This is a genomic window from Halobacillus sp. AWM4_238 (assembly GCF_056158265.1).
This window is the reverse complement of record NZ_JBSWSY010000002.1, coordinates 195,631-210,151: the sequence shown is the minus strand read 5'-3', so window position 1 is coordinate 210,151 and position 14,521 is coordinate 195,631. Positions and strand designations below refer to the sequence as shown.

The following is a 14,521-nucleotide window of genomic DNA, read 5'->3' as shown; positions in this document are numbered from 1 at the left end:
TCCATGATTGAATGTAGAGATTTATCCCTTGTATATCCTGATGGTACAGAAGGATTGAAAAATGTAAACCTGACGATCAACCCTGGAGAATTTGTAGTCATCGTCGGTCTGTCTGGAGCTGGAAAATCCACGCTGATCCGGAGCATGAATCGTCTGGTGGAACCAACAAGTGGCGGTTTGTATATGGATGGAGAAAACATCCTCACCCACCACTCCCGTAATCTTCGCCGCCTACGCACAAAAGTCGGGATGATCTTTCAACACCATAACCTCGTCAAAAGGCATACGGTTATGAAAAACGTGATATCCGGGAGACTTGGGCATACATCAACCCTACGTACTTTGCTCAATGCCTACTCAAAAGAAGACAGAGCTCTTGCTTTTGAAAATATGAAACGTGTATCTATTGAAGAGAAAGTACATACGCGTGCAGACCAACTTAGTGGAGGGCAGCAGCAACGTGTTTCCATCGCTCGTGTCCTTACTCAACAACCGCAGGTCATCTTAGCGGATGAACCGGTTGCTAGCCTCGATCCACCAACATCCCATCAGGTAATGACCTATTTGAAACAAATCAACCGAGAGGATGGCATTACAACACTTGTTAATTTGCACTTCATTGATATGGCCATGGAATATGCGGATCGAATCATTGGTATGCGTTCTGGGGAAGTGGTTTTCGACGGCCCTGCATCTGAAGTTAGTGAAAGAACATTCGAAGATATCTATGGTAGAAAGATCAAAGATGATGACTTACGCGGAGGCGGGGTGAATCATGATGAGTCAAAAGAAGCTATCCTCTCCTGAATTAAACAACACTGCCGTTCCTGGATTAGTTTCTCAAAGAAAAAAGTGGACAAATTTGATCATAGGCCTCATTGTCCTTGTTCTATATTTATGGAGTTCCATACATACCAACTCTTCTCTGTTTCGATTCAACGGGGATTTCTTCTCCAATGTAGGAAGAATGATTAGTCAGATGTGGCCGCCTCAGCTAGCCTATGCTCCTGTGGTATGGCCAAAACTTGTGGAAACCATTCAGATGGCCGTCTTAGCAACAACTTTGGCATCGCTCCTCTGTATCCCTTTGTGTCTGCTTTCAGCTCAAAATATCGTTAAAAATCGCTGGCTTTATAATAGTGTAAAAACGTTCCTCAATATTTTAAGAACCATTCCTGAACTGATTCTTGCTGTTTTATTTGTGGGTTTGTTCGGAATTGGCATATTTTCAGGCATCCTTGCTTTGTTCATTTTTTCGTTAGGGATCCTGGCAAAATTAATGAGCGAAACCATAGAAGGAATTGATGCTCACCAATTAGAAGCAGTGGAAGCTAGCGGTGGCAACCGTCTCCAAGTGATCTGGTATGCTGTGATTCCACAAATCCTGCCTCAATTTGCTTCTTTTTCATTATATGTTTTTGAAATTAATGTGAGGGCCTCCATTATTCTAGGGTTCGTAGGAGCTGGCGGGATCGGACTCCTCATTCAACAACAAATCAATTTTCTAAATTACCCAGCTGCCATGGCTGTGGTCATGATTGTTTTCATTGTTGTCCTCATCATCGACTTTTTAAGTAATCGTTTAAGGGAGGCCTTTCTATGAGTAAAACAGACCTAACTCTTCCGCCGAAGCAGGAAAAAACATGGACACAAAGAGTTTTCCCTATCTTAGGAGCACTCCTGTTTTTCAGTCTGCTTGCCTGGTCAGTGTGGGGAGTCCATGATCAAATGAATTTGGACAGAGTATTCAGCGAGCGCACCATTGAACGGACTCAAACGGTTATCCCTCAACTATTTCAACTGAACTACGATCAGTTCGGTCGAATCTTGATCCTGATACTAGAAACATTAGCTATTGCTTTTGCAGGCTGTCTTATGGCCACCATCCTTGCTGTCCCTCTTGGTTTTCTAACAGCTAAGAACATGATGGGACATACTTGGATAGGAAAGGTGGTCCACGCCTTTTTCAAACTTTGGCTAAATGCAACACGAACTTTTCCCGAAATCCTATTGGCCCTTATCTTCGTAGCGTCCATCGGTCCATCAGCTTTTGCAGGTGTTTTGGCCATTGCAATCGGGTCTACAGGAATGCTCGGGAAGCTTTACGGTGAAACCATCGAAACCATTGATATGAGTATCGTCGAAGCCATGGAGGCTAATGGCGCCAACAAAATCCAAACCCTTTTTAAAGGCATCCTTCCTCAAGTCGTGCCGGAATTTCTAAGCTATGCGATCTACCGGTTTGAAATTGATGTTCGTGCGTCCACCATTTTAGGAGTGATTGGTGCAGGAGGAATTGGAACTTTAATTGTCATTTCGGCCGCCAATCGTAATTGGGGCGAAGTCGGTTTGATTGTACTATCCATCATAATCATTGTTACCATCATTGACTATTTCAGTGCCTTTATTAGAAAAAGAATCGTTTAAATCCGCTACCTTCCTTGAATGGAGGGTAGTTTTTTTGAAAGAAAAGCTTATTTATATCAATGACCCTCCGGCTTCTATCCGTGAGAATCCTCTTTTATCAGTGGTTTTCGACCTTTTCTCGACGACTTCCCCAAATCAGCCATTCAAAGAGTGGCTCAAAATGGAACCTCTCTTATTTCTAATCCTTATCACCTTTCGAGCTTTCTCGAGTACCATAAAGAGAGGAGGAATGACCATGGGCGAAAAGAACAACCAATCTCTAATAGGTTCCTGGATTGTTGCAGCAGGGACCGTTGCTTCAGCTGTAAATGCTTCAATTAATGCCAATACAGGTAACGATGATGAAGGTCTAAACCTTATCGGGAATACACTGCAGGCAACTGGCAATGGAGTTGTTGCGAACGATGCAGCGTCCATCTTCTCTGCTTCAGGTAATATCATACAGGCATCAGGAAACTCAACCATCATTTACAGCATATTAGCTGACATAGATAAGAGAGAAGACCTCAACCTAATTATAAAAGGAAATTTGTTACAAGCATTAGGCGGACTTATTGGATTTTCTGAAACATACGAATCGGATCCTTCTTTGACGAACGTGTACAAATTGAATGGGGAATTATTAGAAGTCGTTGGGAATTCTATTCAAGCTATCGCAGCAGGACAGGAGTTGGATGGGATCGATGCTGGTCATTTTTCTGCTCTTGGAAGCTGGGTACAAGCCATCGGAGCCATTATTGTAGCCCTTAGCATCACTAAACAGGAACGGAGTAAAGCATAAATACATAAAGGCCGGGAGAAACCCCGACCTTCTACTCAAATCGATAATAAGACTTTTTCAATGTGAATGCGTAAAGGGCGTGACCGATCAGCCAAAACAAAATAGACGTCCCATCTGTCAAAGCAGGGGTCTCTTTAATGGCTAAAATGGTAAGAGGTACGTAGGTGGTAGCAGCAAAGGCTGTAAGGATGATGGCAAGCCACCATCGGTTGCGGTTGGTTTCTCTCAACTTTCGCATAAAAGCATAACTATAAAGAATCCCAATGATCCAGGATATGATCATATGGAAAAACCACTCCATTAAGACAGGCCAGTCAATATCTCCAATGACGGGGATAAAGTCTACATTCATAAGCAATGTGTACACTTTCTTCCCCGTTATTTTCTCTACAAACCACATATATAAACCAAGTACAATTCCTGATGTTGTCCCTATAAAGATTCCCCATCGAAACATAAACATCCTCCAAGATTTTAGTAGGCTTCCTGTTTCCTAAGTTCCCTTAACAACATCTCTAAAACCTGTCGGAGCTCTCGATAATCCCCTTCGAGCATACGGAAATAAAGAGCTCTCATGAAATGCTTACTGTTATTGATGATGATATCTTCATTCGGATCCTGCCAGCTGTCACGGATATAAAGCAATGTTTCCAACCATTCGACCCGCTCTGCATGGCTGATTTTACCGAACATTTTCATAACCGCTGTTACCATCCGCTCCTCTTCATCAAAAAGATAAGGATGGTCAATAAGGAATTGCTCTCTGATAACAGGCAGCATTTCCAGAATTTCTTCTTTTGTAATTTCATCACAGGAAGCTACACTGTAAATAGCGTCTGCTGCATGCGCCATCGCATGCGCCCAACCTTTATCTTTTACATATCCCCGGTGATCTTTTTCCTGCTGCATGTATTTTTTCAAGTGATCCCACACACGATGGACTTCTTCCTCTTTCAAAAATGGAGCATGTCTGTGTTTTTCCATAATGGGAGGAATCAACAATACAGAGAAACTACGTTTAAACACAGCATCCTCTTCTTTTTTTGAAGTTCCGATGCGGTAGAATAAATAATTCTTGTTTAACACGGATTGCAGAATGTTTTTCAACTGTTCATTTGTATAGTGACCTCGTTCAATAAAGGTCGTAAATATGGAATGGATCAAATCATCTCTCAATACAGGATGGACAGATCCTATTTTTTGTAGCATCATAGTGGTGAGCTCTTGTAAGTTTTGACCTTCAGGTAGCGTGTAATCATTGTCTTTAATCGGCTGCAACACTTCGATCAATCTTGATTCCATCGCATACACCTCCTAAACATTGCTCTCATTGTACCACAGTTATTGGTAAATCATGTATCATGAGGTTCAGAGTTTTGAAGGTTATTATTTTTTGATAAAATAAAAAGAGACGTAACAGAGGAGGATACTATTATGGCAATTCAAGTACAAGAAACACCGAACCCGAATGCACGCAAATTCACGACGGAGTCTATGATTTTTCAAGGGGACGGCAGCGTGTCTGTCATGCCTGGCCAAACAAGTGAGCACAAAATCATGAATGACTTGATGGAACTTGACGGCGTCGATAACGTTTTCGGTTTCCAAAACTTCATCACAGTTAATAAGCTTCCTCAAGCAGAATGGGACGAGTTGACTCCTAAAGTGATGAGTACATTAGAAGAATACGGCTATTAAAAAAATCCGCCAATACGGCGGATTTTTTTATTGCTGTGATTGGAAGTTTTCTAATGGAATGTAGTTGACGTTCGTTGGACTTCCATCTTTGGCACTTTCTTCAAACAACGTGAGGGTCAGGGTCCCAAAGTCAGGTAGTTTATCTTCAGGAATATCAACGTTAATATCAAAAGTTGACCATGACGGCGCCCCTTCATCGACCTGAACTGGGGTTGGTTCCACTTGCACGTGATGTCCGTCTTCGACACTGTACATAAAGCTGCCTTCAAAGACACGTGCTTCACCTTTCACGACGTATGAACCTTTTTCTCCAGTGACCGTAATATCTCGGAAAGCCTGGCCATCTCCATCATGGTGAGACGTTGCTGTTTCCTGACCTGAACTTTCCTCCTTTGTCTCCTCTTCCTTCTCTTCAACTGTAAAGCTTTGAGTCACTTGGAACGGGTTTGCTTCCAGAGGCTGGTCATTGATTGTATTCACAAGAAACGTCATCGTTACTTCATAGTTTCCAGGTTTCTCAATCCCAGTCCAGGTTTCTTTCGCATCAAAGACATCCCCTTGCTCCAACTCTTCTGTCGTCAGTTCCTGTGTGAACATTTTATCAGCAGAGAAAGTGTACACGCTCTCTCCTGCTTCATCCTTCACCTGTACTTCATATTTCTGACTGGAAGTAAAGCCAAGCGTGACCGGCTCTTCTCCTACATTTTCTAAAGAAAAGTTAAAGGTTGCAGTATCTGTTGTCGCATCCACCGTGGCATCCATGGCTATTTGTTCAATAAGTCCTTCCATATCGACCTCCGGTTCCTGTTCAGATGGTTCTTCTGTCATCTGATCCACCTTTTCTTCTCCACTCGCTTCATTCTCAGGTTCATTTCCACATGCTGCCAAGAAAAGCATCATGGTCCCTAATAAGATGACTAAAAACTTTTTCATCACGCCACTCCTCTATTTTTTCTATTTATTACATGAGTCGTTTTTTCATGAAAAAGGTTACACTATTGGTCATCTTTTCTAAAGAACCCGAAAATACCGGTCGTTTGAACGATATTCGTGAACGCTTGAGGATCCACTTCCTGAATAATATGCTGCAGGTCATAAAGCTCATATCGTGTGATGACCATGACGAGCATATTTTTGTCCTGCTGCGTGAATGCACCCCTTGCCGGTAAGGTTGTAATTCCACGTACCATGTGACCATGGATGGCTTTTTCCAAATCCGCTGCCTTCGACGTGATGATCATCGCTGTCAGTTTCTCGTGGCGTGTATGGACAGCATCAATGACCCTCGTCGTCACATACAACGTCAGTAATGTGTAGAGCGCATTTTCCGGCTTATACAATAAACCCGCAATAGCGATAATGGCACTGTTAAGTATAAGAAAATAAATACCAATCGGCCGATCTTTCATCCTGGACAGAACCATCGCAACGATATCGAGACCGCCCGTGGAAGCCCCCCATTTCAAAGTAATCCCAACGCCCATTCCGCCGATGACTCCACCAAACACAGCATTCAAGATAATATCTTCTGACAACTGTTGGACAGGAATCAATTCAAGAAATAGTGTGGTAAAAGCGACTGATATGGCACTATAGACGGTAAAACCTCTTCCTACCTTCAGCCACCCAAGAATGGCTACCGGAATGTTAAGTAAGAATAGTAGAATACCTGTACTGACTGGTATACCAGCAAAATCGTTCAAAATACTTGTGAGCAACTGGGCAACCCCTGTAAACCCACTCGCATAAACATTGGCTTCGATTAAGAATAAATTCAGTGAAACCGCATTTAAAACGGCACCGAACAGAACAATCAAGATCCGTTTAATTTCAACTGTAAACACAAGCCGACCTCCTTGCCTAAATTCATCTATTCATTTTTATCACCGGTGTAGAGTAAAATCAAGATAATTTTGGTAGAACCATGTAAAGTTTTGTCGAATAGTTTGCAAACAGTATATTTTGACTATCTTACGGTTTGTGCCTAAACTAAAAGTACATCCTAAAAATAGAAGGTGACGATTATGCATGTACAAGTATTGTGTGATTCTGCAAGTGATTTGAACCAAGAAACGTTCCAGCAACTGTCCGTCCACTCCCTTCCATTAAAAGTCATCATTAATGAAGAAGAATATGAAGACGGAATTGACATCACTCCAAAAGAAGTTTACGAACGGATGCGGAATGGAGAAGCACCTAAAACGGCTCAAGTTTCCCCTCATGCTTTTCGAGAAACGTTCACGACGTTAGCTGAAAAAGGCCAACCTTTCATTTATTTCGCTTTCTCTTCCGAACTTTCAGGTACATACCAAACTGCAAAAATGATCGAACAAGAAGTTAAAGAAGAATATGAAAACGCCCAATTTGATGTCATAGATACGAAAGCCGCTTCCCTCGGTTATGGACTTGTTGTTCTAAGAGCTGCAGAAATCGCAAAGGATGGCGGTTCTTATAAAGAAGTGCTTGAACTTGGCCAATACCATGCCAATCATATGGAACACATCTTCACGGTCGATGACTTGGAATACCTTCAGCGCGGTGGCCGTGTAAGTCGAACGGCCGCATTTGTAGGAGGGTTGCTGAAGATCAAGCCTCTCTTGCATATGGAGGAAGGAAAACTGATTCCACTTGAGAAAATTCGCGGCTCAAAAAAAGTTCTGAAGCGCATGCTCGAAGTTATGGATGAGCGTGGAGCTGACCTGCAAAACCAACGAATGGCCATCAGCCATGGTGACGACCTGGAACGAGCAGAACAACTGGCAGAAATGATAAAAGAAACCTATGGAACGAAAGAAATCCACATTGATTATGTGGGAGCAACGATTGGAGCCCACGCAGGCCCAGGAACCATCGCCCTATTCTTCCTAAATGACACTTATAAATAAACATTCCCAAATAAATGTAACCCTACTCCCTTAATTACGACTAATAAATTAAGTGCGGAAGTGTCCGGGTAGACACGACAAGCATAAGTCAGACCACGTCGTGGCGGTTTTTGCCACAGAGTGGAATGACTTATGTCTCGAGTGTCTGGACACTGAAGCCGGATGGATCTAAAGGCGCAGGGAGGTTGGGAGACCTGACTCGCATAAGCAAGACATCGGAGTGAAGTTCATTTCCTTCACGCAGATGGATTGCTTATGTCGCGAAGGTCTACCTCCCGGAGCTGGATATCCATTAAGTGCGGAAGTGTCCGGGTAGACACGACAAGCATAAGTCAGACCACGCCGTGGCGGTTTTTGCCACAGAGTGGAATGACTTATGTCTCGAGTGTCTGGACACTGAAGTCGGATGGACCTAAAGGCGCAGGGAGGGTGGATGTTCATTGCCCCCCTCCACTCACCTTACTATGTCTAATTAAGGGGGTCTTTTTATGTACAGAAAAAGAAAAACACTCTTACTTATGTTTACCTTCATCATGTTGCTTGCCGCATGTAGCGGAGAAGACAGCAGCGGAGAATCCACAAGTGAAGGCAGTTTAGACAGTACCAATGACTCGGCGAACACAGAGGAAGCCTTAAAAAACGGAATAACGGATGCACCTGAAGCAGTTGAAAATGAAACGGAGCAAGCGGAGAACGTCCAGGAAGAAAGAATGATGATCTATGAAGCCCATATCGATCTTGAAACGAAAGATTTTGACAAGTTTCAAAAAAACCTACAAAAACAAATGAATGAGCACGGGGCTTACATGGTGGAAACGAATGTTCAAAGGAGTGAACGCGGAAACAGACAAGGACATATTCGAATTCGCGTCCCTCAATCGAATTTTGAAGGTTTATTAAGTGGTTTCGAGACCATATCTGACCAAATTAAATCCAGAAATATCAACAGTAGAGACGTGACGAAAAATTACGTGGACCTTGAATCCAGGTTAAAGGCAAAGGAAGAAATTGAAGCAAGGCTTCTCAGTTTTTTAGAGGAGGCAAGCGCCACGGAAGACTTAGTGAAAATATCTCAGGACCTTGAACGAGTGCAATCGGACATCGAATCCCTAAAAGGGGAAATGAACTATCTAGAAAATCAAAGTGACTTTTCCACCATAACCATCTCCTTTACTGAAACCAAAGTCGTGGTCGGCGGAGTCGATCAACAAGACTTGAACACATGGGAACGAACAAAGCAAGCCTTCTTTAACAGCATCAATGGGATAGCAAATGTTGCTTCCTGGTTGTTCGTAGCGGCCGTAGGTTATTCACCCGTACTTGTTCCCGTGCTCATTATTATCGCCCTATGGTACTGGCGCCGAAAGAAAACAAAGAACAAGGATAATGATCAGTAGTTATCTAAGTGTAGTTAATGAGATGGATTAGTCTCAATAGAAAAAACAGGCCAGACTTGGCCTGTTTTTTGTTTATCCTTTATCTGCTCTACGATTTTTTAAGCTGATTGCTGTAACCGCTATGACAAACAAAGAGAGGACTCCACCAACAAATCCGATGAACAACCAGTTGTATCCGCTATTGGGTTCAACAATGAAGACATCCGCCGTTTCACGTTCCATTCCAAGACGGTACGAGCCATCGCTTTGCTGGCGAACAAGACCATCGTGTAAAAGGCCTCTTAATTGGTGATCATCCTCCATGCCAACAAGGTTCATTGTGCGAGTCTCTTCGGCATTATTGATAGCAACAATCATTTCGTTTCCATCAACCGTGCGTTTGAAAACAGCAAGCCCGTCCTCATTATACATTTCATGATAATCCCCTCTGGTTAGAGCCGGGAATTGTTTCCTCATCGAATTCAATTTTTCTATCCGTTTTTTCAACTTTTCATCCCCGGCCTTGAAGTTCATCATCGGCAGGTTTTGAGGATCTCCTCCATCATCAATAGGTGTTTCTGTTCCGTAATACACGACTGGAACGCCTGGAGCCGTAAACATATACGTTAGAGCAAGCTGCCACCTTGTGATAGGGTTTTGTCCTTCTATGACAGCTTCGTGTGTGAAACGGGGCACATCATAAAAATCCAGCTGGAGCGGCTGTGTAAGATTCTCTTCTGTTAAAAGATCGTTCAATGAGTTTCCTGATTGACTAAAAGCATTCCTCGTTACTCTAGTGAACGTGTGATCTTCTTTTATAGAGGAAGTGTGCACGATTAGCGGATCATTTTGTAATGTCGATCCACTTAAATCCGCCCCATTCGTAATGATTCTGAAGCCATCCACCCCAGTTTTTTCTTTCCAAAAATCCATTGTCTCTTTGAAGTAAGTGCCAACACTTTCATTATTCACATGAACTTGAGGCAATTGATTGAACCAAGGATGCTCGCTCGTTATCTCTTCACCAGTCAACCACTCGGACCTAGTATTATCCTTCAACCACGGATGGTTGTCAGATACAAACCCGATTGGAAGATCAAAAATCACCTTCAAATCACGAGCATGGGCTTCTTCCACAACGGTTCTCGCTTCTTCCATTGTCCCGAAGTGTTCTTCAACGTTACGAAAGTCCGAAACATGGAAACCGTGGAAGCTACCTTCATCATTTTGCATGATCGGTGACAGTTGGATCGTGGTAAAACCCAATTCTTTTATGTAATCCAATTGATCGACAATCCCTGATAAGTCACCACCATGATATGCTTTTGGATCCTCCAGATTTACACTCTCATTTTTGTTCATATCTCCGTTCATAAATCGATCGACAACAATATAATAAACGCTTTCATCCTGCCATTGCCTCTCTCCGTTTTGTTCAGCTTCTACCACCATAGGTAACCCTGTCAAAAACAGGAGGCATGCCAATAACATAATTATTCTTTTCATCCTCTGTGTCCCCCTTACCGATATCCTGCCTCATTCTAGAGTAGCCCTTCTAACCTTCCTCCGTCAATCTCCCTCTCGATTCTCCATCAAATTGACACAGACCATCCTCTAATCTAAAAAAACAGACCAATAAAAGGTCTGTTTTTAATCTCATTCATTTCCTGATCATACGGCTGAAATCCCGCAGGAAAAGAGGTTAGGCAAGTCGCCCCCTTATTTTTCCAACTACCCCGAAGTGAAGTCTACAACACTCTTGCCCCATTGTTGAAGTTGGCAACAAATAGTTTTAGAAAGAAATCCGTTTATAAGCTTGCATCATTTGATAATTATGTTCGTCGGAGCCGTCGACATTTCCACTTTTAAAGACTGCAGGCATTTCGCCAGTTGCTGCGATTTTTTCGATTATTCTCGTCATTAATTCGTGTAACATAGCAGTTCCTAATATAGAGGAAACAGGTGAATAAGTTAGATTTCCCTTCTGCATGAGTGTATCTCCTACGGGGACTTGCATGTCGAGCACATCATCTACGACATCCTCAAGTCTTTGGTTGCTACTATGACGTGAGGGCTCGCTTTGTGCATAATTGAGTGAGGTCAACCCCACGGTGTACAAACCTTTTTCTTTGCAGTAGGCAGCTGTTTCTATAGGAGCAGGATTTCGACCAGAAGTAGAAATAATGAGAACAGCATCTTGTTCACTCAAGTGTTCCTTTTCCAAATATTTATGCACAATCCCTGATTTGCGTTCGTTTTCACTGGACTTCATTGCGCCTCGATGGAGCATCAGCTCTTCGATCCATATAGGTTGAACGGGGACAAGTCCTCCTGCACGGTAAAAAACATCCTGAGCGAGCAAGCTAGAATGACCACAACCAAACGTATGGAGGATTCCTCCTTTTTGAATAACCTGGAAGAGGCTTTCACTAATCTTATCGAAGGGATCGGACTGAGAAGATTGAACGTCCATCAATTTCTGAGTAATTTTTGATATATAGCTCATGTCCATCTCCTTAACGATCTATATCCGTGATGAATTTATACCGATCTGCACGGTAAGTGGAGGTAACGACCTCAAAAGGAACACTTTGAGAAAGAAAACTTTTCCGTTCAATATGAAGCACGGGGGAATGGGGCAAAATGTTCAACAGAGCAGCTTCTTCCTCATTCGCCGCCCGTGCCTCGATGACTTGGCGGGCTTGACGAATGGACATGCCCAAATCTTGCTCTACATATTGATAAATCGACCCTTGCACAATGTCTTCGGTTAACTTAGGCAGCAATGTCTGAGGCATAAAAGTAGTTTCTATTGCCATCGGTTTCTCATCCGCAATCCTTATACGCTGGATACTGTACACTTTTTCCTTTTGATCCAAATCCAGCTTTTCACGAATTTCCCTAGGTGCTTCCATGACATCAAATGCTAACAGTCGGCTACTTGATGTCATTCCTCTCTGCTTCATATCTTCTGAAAAACTCGTCAACCCCTTAAGTGGCTGTTCGATTTTCTTTTCGGCCACATACGTCCCTTTGCCTTTTTCACGATATAAGACCCCTGCGTTCACTAAATTTGTCACTGCTTGTCTTACAGTCATTCGACTAACTTCAAAACTCTCGGAAAGCTCCCGCTCAGACGGAATCATGTTACCGACTTCGAATTCTTCTTCTTCTATTTTCCGCTTCAAATACTCTTCAATCTGATAATACAAGGGTAATGGGACATTTTTCTTTAACAAGGGATTCATCCTTTCCATTGGACTTTTTTATACGCATCCTCATCAACAATTAAAGTAAGGTCCTCATGTTCTTTCAATGAAGAGGCAGGAAACTGTTCATCCTTCTCCCCATGAATGAGTTCGTGAATGGCATCCGCTTTTCGTTCACCAGATGCCAAAAGTAAGATTCTTTTACTTTTCAATATCGATTGGATCCCCATCGTAATCGCCTTCGTCGGTACTTGTTCCATAGATTCAAAGAAACGGGCATTGGCTTCTCTCGTTGAATCTGTCAGGTGCACAATATGTGTCTCACTTTTAAATGAAGTGCCTGGTTCATTAAAACCGATATGACCATTTTCTCCAATTCCAAGGAGCTGTAAATCAGGGGGGCCGACCTGATCAATGATTCCTTCATAGCGTCTACATTCTTCTTCTAATTTCCTTGCTTTTCCAAAGGGAATGTAGGTGTTCCCTTGATCAATATTCAGGTATTGGAAAAGGTTTTGGTCCATAAAGTAGCGGTAACTCTGATGATGCTCAGGGTCTAGACCTACGTATTCATCTAAATTAATGGAAGATAGTAAGCGATAATCTGCACGCCCCTCTTTGAAACCTTGGATTAATTCTTTATAGGTACCAAGAGGCGTGCCACCTGTAGCTAAACCTAGCACAGCATCCGGCTTGTTTGTGATATGTTCTTCAATCATTTGGGAAGCGGCCTGACTCAATTGTTGATAATCTTTTGCAACGATGACGTTCATGATGCTTCCTCGTTCCTATTATAACTAATGATTCCACCGCAAATCGTTGTAACTACACGCCCCTCTTCATCCAAAAGGACGAGATCTGCATCTTTCCCTTTCGCAATGCTCCCTTTCCGGTCATAGACTCCTAGTTCACGTGCTGCATTGGCAGACGTTATTTTAACCAAATCATTGAAATCAATTTGTGCATGTGTGCGCATTTTCCGAGCGGCTTCTTCTAGGGTTAGTATACTTCCCGCAAGTGTACCGTCTGAGAGGCGGGCTTCCCCATGATTCACCGTTACATTTTGTCCGGCAAGATCATAGGTTCCTGCAGGCAGGCACTTGGCCCTCATTGCATCTGTAATTAAGATCGTCCGTTCACTTCCAAGGATCTGATAAGCTAATCGGACCGCTTCCGGATGGATATGGATGTGATCGACAATCATCTCAACGAGGAGGTCAGGATTTGTAAAAGCAGCTCCAACTAAGCCTGGTTCTCTGTGATGCAGTCCACTCATTTGATTGTATAAGTGTGTGACATGGCTCGCTCCTTTTTCGACCGCATCATTGGCCTGCTTCAAGGTGGCTTCGCTATGTCCCAAAGAACAGATGACGCCCTTCCTTCTGACCTCTTCAATAAATGGTAGCGCTCCTTCCAATTCAGGAGCCAACGTGACCAGTTTGATCTGCTGTTGACTTTCGTTTTGCCATTGTTCAAATAAAGCAAGAGATGGTTCCATCACATGCTCCACTGGCTGAGCGCCTGCTTTACCAGGTGATATAAAAGGCCCTTCAAGGTGGATTCCCAGTACTTCTGCCTGTCCATTTCTCTTCTGCATTTTCATATACACACCAGTGTTTGTGACTGCCTTGGAAATCTTCTCCTTGGATTGCGTCATTGTTGTCGCCAGAAAACTCGTCGTTCCTTCGTGAGGGAGCTGAACGGCCACACCTTGTAAAGCTTCCGGAGTTGAGTCCATCACATCATGACCGTTCGCTCCATGAATGTGTACATCAATGAAACCTGGCAGGAGTGTAAGGTTTCTACCTTTTCCATCAACGATAGAGCTCCCCTCCTTGACCATATAACCTTCATGAATTTCTGCGATTTTTCCGCCCTTCACTGTGACAGAACCTGAGGGAATGATCCCATCTTCCGTTACAACCGTTACATCAGTAATGATTAAATCACTCATACCCTTTGCCTCCTTCCTCTACTTTCATTACCCGTTTTCGACCTTGTTCCATAGATCTTTCTTTCAAAAGTTCTACCTTTGATCCTTCATCATCTGTGAAAATGATCGGTGTCAAGACTTAGAGAAAACGCTTCCTAAAGTCATCTTACCACCGTGTTTTATAGTTGTCTATACCAGTATATATAATTATG

At 42.9% G+C, this 14,521-nt stretch carries 16 protein-coding genes; 7 read left to right on the top strand and 9 right to left on the bottom strand.

From position 1 onward, the window contains the following. Positions 1 to 3 precede the first annotated feature (3 nt). From phnC to ACXACN_RS01095, 4 genes are all read left to right on the top strand, one after another. Positions 4 to 807, top strand: a complete 804-nt coding sequence (phnC, locus tag ACXACN_RS01110) for a phosphonate ABC transporter ATP-binding protein (protein WP_474961626.1) — start codon at positions 4 to 6, stop codon at positions 805 to 807. Then, entirely contained in the window at positions 776 to 1,603 is an 828-nt protein-coding gene (phnE, locus tag ACXACN_RS01105; protein ID WP_474961625.1) for a phosphonate ABC transporter, permease protein PhnE, read from the top strand. The genes phnC and phnE (ACXACN_RS01105) overlap by 32 nt, the downstream gene beginning before the upstream one ends. After that, positions 1,600 to 2,427 (top strand): phosphonate ABC transporter, permease protein PhnE, encoded by an 828-nt coding sequence (gene phnE / locus ACXACN_RS01100; RefSeq protein ID WP_474961624.1) that lies wholly within the window; start codon positions 1,600 to 1,602, stop codon positions 2,425 to 2,427. Before phnE (ACXACN_RS01105) ends, phnE (ACXACN_RS01100) begins: the two co-directional genes overlap by 4 nt. Before the next feature lie 235 nt (positions 2,428 to 2,662). Further along, positions 2,663 to 3,208 carry a DUF6944 family repetitive protein gene (locus ACXACN_RS01095; RefSeq protein WP_474961622.1) on the top strand — a complete coding sequence of 182 codons (546 nt, stop codon included), beginning with the start codon at positions 2,663 to 2,665 and terminating at the stop codon, positions 3,206 to 3,208. 31 nt (positions 3,209 to 3,239) lie between these two features. Here the strand turns inward: ACXACN_RS01095 and ACXACN_RS01090 are convergent, their stop codons facing one another. Further along, positions 3,240 to 3,665 (bottom strand): hypothetical protein, encoded by a 426-nt coding sequence (locus ACXACN_RS01090; RefSeq protein ID WP_474961621.1) that lies wholly within the window; start codon positions 3,663 to 3,665, stop codon positions 3,240 to 3,242. A 17-nt stretch (positions 3,666 to 3,682) separates the two neighbouring features. After that, complete coding sequence (locus ACXACN_RS01085) at positions 3,683 to 4,510, bottom strand: DUF2785 domain-containing protein (protein ID WP_474961620.1); 828 nt, start codon at positions 4,508 to 4,510, stop codon at positions 3,683 to 3,685. 132 nt (positions 4,511 to 4,642) lie between these two features. Between ACXACN_RS01085 and ACXACN_RS01080 the strand changes: the two genes are divergently transcribed. After that, positions 4,643 to 4,906, top strand: a complete 264-nt coding sequence (locus tag ACXACN_RS01080) for a NifU N-terminal domain-containing protein (RefSeq protein WP_160911972.1) — start codon at positions 4,643 to 4,645, stop codon at positions 4,904 to 4,906. Between the two features lie 27 nt (positions 4,907 to 4,933). On the opposite strand, the gene ACXACN_RS01075 is transcribed toward ACXACN_RS01080, so the two are convergent. Together ACXACN_RS01075 and ACXACN_RS01070 are read right to left on the bottom strand one after the other, a co-directional pair. Then, complete coding sequence (locus ACXACN_RS01075; protein WP_474961618.1) at positions 4,934 to 5,839, bottom strand: BsuPI-related putative proteinase inhibitor; 906 nt, start codon at positions 5,837 to 5,839, stop codon at positions 4,934 to 4,936. Positions 5,840 to 5,901: 62 nt separating this feature from the next. Continuing rightward, on the bottom strand, positions 5,902 to 6,750 hold the full coding sequence (locus ACXACN_RS01070) for a YitT family protein (protein ID WP_474961617.1): 849 nt from the start codon (positions 6,748 to 6,750) through the stop codon (positions 5,902 to 5,904). A gap of 180 nt (positions 6,751 to 6,930) precedes the next feature. On the opposite strand from ACXACN_RS01070, the gene ACXACN_RS01065 reads away from it, so the two are divergent. Together ACXACN_RS01065 and ACXACN_RS01060 are read left to right on the top strand one after the other, a co-directional pair. Continuing rightward, positions 6,931 to 7,791, top strand: a complete 861-nt coding sequence (locus ACXACN_RS01065) for a DegV family protein (RefSeq protein ID WP_474961616.1) — start codon at positions 6,931 to 6,933, stop codon at positions 7,789 to 7,791. Positions 7,792 to 8,279: 488 nt separating this feature from the next. After that, a complete protein-coding gene (locus ACXACN_RS01060) occupies positions 8,280 to 9,188 on the top strand; it encodes a DUF4349 domain-containing protein (protein WP_474961614.1) in 909 nt (302 codons plus the stop codon). A gap of 72 nt (positions 9,189 to 9,260) precedes the next feature. Here ACXACN_RS01060 and ACXACN_RS01055 read toward each other — a convergent pair whose 3' ends face one another. The 5 genes from ACXACN_RS01055 to nagA form a co-directional block, all read right to left on the bottom strand. Continuing rightward, on the bottom strand, positions 9,261 to 10,673 hold the full coding sequence (locus ACXACN_RS01055; protein ID WP_474961613.1) for an alpha-amylase family glycosyl hydrolase: 1,413 nt from the start codon (positions 10,671 to 10,673) through the stop codon (positions 9,261 to 9,263). Between the two features lie 286 nt (positions 10,674 to 10,959). After that, the gene (locus tag ACXACN_RS01050) at positions 10,960 to 11,673 is read right to left on the bottom strand and encodes a sugar isomerase domain-containing protein (protein ID WP_474961612.1); all 714 of its coding nucleotides are present in this window, start codon (positions 11,671 to 11,673) and stop codon (positions 10,960 to 10,962) included. A 10-nt stretch (positions 11,674 to 11,683) separates the two neighbouring features. Continuing rightward, positions 11,684 to 12,406 (bottom strand): GntR family transcriptional regulator, encoded by a 723-nt coding sequence (locus ACXACN_RS01045; RefSeq protein ID WP_474961610.1) that lies wholly within the window; start codon positions 12,404 to 12,406, stop codon positions 11,684 to 11,686. A gap of 5 nt (positions 12,407 to 12,411) precedes the next feature. After that, entirely contained in the window at positions 12,412 to 13,149 is a 738-nt protein-coding gene (nagB, locus tag ACXACN_RS01040; protein ID WP_474961609.1) for a glucosamine-6-phosphate deaminase, read from the bottom strand. Further along, on the bottom strand, positions 13,146 to 14,330 hold the full coding sequence (gene nagA, locus ACXACN_RS01035) for an N-acetylglucosamine-6-phosphate deacetylase (RefSeq protein WP_474961607.1): 1,185 nt from the start codon (positions 14,328 to 14,330) through the stop codon (positions 13,146 to 13,148). Before nagA ends, nagB begins: the two co-directional genes overlap by 4 nt. Positions 14,331 to 14,521: the final 191 nt, after the last annotated feature.

Bases quoted from the DNA above. Each gene is read 5' to 3' on its own strand.
- phnC (WP_474961626.1), top strand. From the start codon at position 4: ATGATTGAATGTAGAGATTTATCCCTTGTATATCCTGATGGTACAGAA.
- phnE (WP_474961625.1), top strand. From the start codon at position 776: ATGATGAGTCAAAAGAAGCTATCCTCTCCTGAATTAAACAACACTGCC.
- phnE (WP_474961624.1), top strand. From the start codon at position 1,600: ATGAGTAAAACAGACCTAACTCTTCCGCCGAAGCAGGAAAAAACATGG.
- ACXACN_RS01095 (WP_474961622.1), top strand. From the start codon at position 2,663: ATGGGCGAAAAGAACAACCAATCTCTAATAGGTTCCTGGATTGTTGCA.
- ACXACN_RS01090 (WP_474961621.1), bottom strand. From the start codon at position 3,665: ATGTTTCGATGGGGAATCTTTATAGGGACAACATCAGGAATTGTACTT.
- ACXACN_RS01085 (WP_474961620.1), bottom strand. From the start codon at position 4,510: ATGGAATCAAGATTGATCGAAGTGTTGCAGCCGATTAAAGACAATGAT.
- ACXACN_RS01080 (WP_160911972.1), top strand. From the start codon at position 4,643: ATGGCAATTCAAGTACAAGAAACACCGAACCCGAATGCACGCAAATTC.
- ACXACN_RS01075 (WP_474961618.1), bottom strand. From the start codon at position 5,839: ATGAAAAAGTTTTTAGTCATCTTATTAGGGACCATGATGCTTTTCTTG.
- ACXACN_RS01065 (WP_474961616.1), top strand. From the start codon at position 6,931: ATGCATGTACAAGTATTGTGTGATTCTGCAAGTGATTTGAACCAAGAA.
- ACXACN_RS01060 (WP_474961614.1), top strand. From the start codon at position 8,280: ATGTACAGAAAAAGAAAAACACTCTTACTTATGTTTACCTTCATCATG.
- ACXACN_RS01055 (WP_474961613.1), bottom strand. From the start codon at position 10,673: ATGAAAAGAATAATTATGTTATTGGCATGCCTCCTGTTTTTGACAGGG.
- ACXACN_RS01050 (WP_474961612.1), bottom strand. From the start codon at position 11,673: ATGAGCTATATATCAAAAATTACTCAGAAATTGATGGACGTTCAATCT.
- nagB (WP_474961609.1), bottom strand. From the start codon at position 13,149: ATGAACGTCATCGTTGCAAAAGATTATCAACAATTGAGTCAGGCCGCT.
- nagA (WP_474961607.1), bottom strand. From the start codon at position 14,330: ATGAGTGATTTAATCATTACTGATGTAACGGTTGTAACGGAAGATGGG.